Genomic DNA, 2,293 nt, shown 5'->3' with positions numbered 1-2,293 from the left:
CTACTGTTATTGCTGAAGTGCCTACCGGTGTTGAAGTTGTTGCTGTGCTATTGGCTGTAGAAGCTGTCAAACCAGCAGTTGTACTTGCTGTATCGCCATTTACAAAGCCTACCAAGCTAACTGATAAGGCTGGGTTAGTAGTACCAAAGACTTTAGAGGCATCGTTAGCCGTTGCGGTCAAAGTTGCTTTAGTAACCGTTAACTGCCCTGCTACTACGGATACTGAGTAGTTAGTATCAGCAGTTAAATTTGCGTTGATAGAGTAGTCGCCGACATTACTAGCCGAAGTAGCTGTAGATGAATAAGAAGCTGTTGGTGTAGTACCGCCAGCAACTAAACCACTCATTGAGCCAGTAAAGACCGGCAGTGCTGCACCATAAACCTTAGAGGAGGCATCGGTAGTCACCGTCAAAGTAGCTGGAGTGATCCTTAAGGTACCATTAATCAAGGCAAAAGTGTAATTGCCTGAAGCCAAGTTGCCAGCAGTAGCTAAGATGGCGACTGAACCCACATTGCTAAGATTCGTTGCGGTGGTAGTTGGTGTAGCTGTACCAGTTATTACTGAAATGTCCTGACTATTTTTATAACCCGTGATGGTATTAGAGAGAACTGGAGTAGCTGTGCCGTAAACCTTAGTAGCGTCATTAGCCGTTACCAGCAAGGTAGCTGGAGTAACACTCAAAGTACCTGCTACTGGCGTAATCGTGTAGTTGGAAGCCAAGAAAGTGCCTGTGCCAGTAGGATTACTAGCAGTCACACCATAAGAAGCCACATCAGCCGTATTAACTGCGCCTGTACTAGCAAGAGTGACAGCACTAATTTGCTCACCGTTCACTAAACCAGTAGATGTAAAGTTTGTAGTGCCTAGAGTAGCCGTTTCACCATAAACCTTGGCGCTATTACCGGCCGTCACAGTCAACGGAGCCGCACTAATAACACCTGTTACACCAGTTGGTTGAGTAATCGTGTAGTTACTAGCTTGAGCACCTGTTAAGGTATCCGCTACTGTTACAGCCTGTGTACCGACATTGACGTTATTAAATGTACCTGACTGAACTAACACAACATTGTCAGCACCTAAAACACCAATCATCTGACCACCACTTAAGGTAGCCGTATTATTGCCATCGTAAGTTTTACCAGCAACTACTGTGTTGTTGATGCTTAGAACTGTAATGCCAGCAGGAGTGATTGATAGATTGCCATCCACAAAAGACACTGTGTAGTTAGCACTAGCAGTTAAGTTAGCAGTTGTTACAGCATAGTTGGCAACGCTACTGCCCTGCACTGCTGTTGTTGAGTAAGTTGCAGTGCCTGATACTGCATCGCCATTAACCAGACCAGTGACGGTATTAGAAAAAGCTGGTAAAGCTGAGCCATAGACTGCGGTTGACGGATTAGTTGTAATAGTCAGAGGAGCCGCAGTCACCCTTAAAGTACCATCTGCGTAAGTAAAGATGTAGTTACCAGAAGCCAAGTTGCCTGGAGTAGCAACAATCACTGAGCTACCAACACCAGTCGTTACATCAGTTGCAGTAGTTGGTGTAGCTGAACCTGTTACTACTGAAATGTTCTGACTATTTTTATAGCCTGTAATCGTATTGCTCAAAGCTGGAGTAGCTGCACCGTAAACCTTAGTAGCGTCATTAGCTGTCACAGTTAAGGTAGCTGGAGTAACACTCAAAGTACCTGCAACTGGCGCAATCGTGTAGTTATCAGAAGTACCAGCCGTTACGGTAATCGCTGAAGTGCTGACTGAAGTTAATACAGTAGCAGCGCTATTAGCAGTAGAAGCAGTCAAGCCACTAGCGCTCAATGCTGTATCGCCGTTCACAAAGCCAGTCAAGCCGACTGTCAGAGCTGGATTAGCATCCCCGTACACTTTAGTTGCATCAGCCGCAGTCGCAGTCAATGTTGCTTTAGTCACAGTCAAGTTGCCTGCCACAAAAGATACTGTGTAGTTTGCACTAGCAGTCAAAGCCGTTGTTACTGAATAAGTACCTACAGCGCTAGAAGCAGAACCAGTAGAGGTGTAAGTCGGAGCAGAAGTAGTGTCACCGTTTACCAAGCCAACTACAGTGCTTGAGAAAGTCGGTAAAGCTGCACCATAAACCTTAGTAGAAGCATCGGTAGTTACGCTCAAAGCGGCAGGAGTGATGTTCAAAGTACCGTTAGCGTAGGTAAACACATAGTTGCCAGAAGCCAAGTTACCTGGAGTAGCAACCAATACTGAGCCACCAACTCCGCTGGCTACTGTAGTCGTTGTAGTTGGTGTCGCTGAGCCTGTTACGAC

Annotated in this window: 1 protein-coding gene; it reads right to left on the bottom strand. The window is 45.9% G+C overall.

What is annotated here, in order from left to right; genetic code table 11:
* On the bottom strand, positions 1-2,293 hold a 2,293-nt coding region (locus CBI30_RS11140; RefSeq protein ID WP_169711275.1), incomplete at both ends, for an MBG domain-containing protein.

The organism is Polynucleobacter aenigmaticus (assembly GCF_002206635.1).
In the GTDB taxonomy this organism is placed as follows: domain Bacteria; phylum Pseudomonadota; class Gammaproteobacteria; order Burkholderiales; family Burkholderiaceae; genus Polynucleobacter; species Polynucleobacter aenigmaticus.
This window is presented reverse-complemented; position numbering and strand designations above follow the sequence as displayed.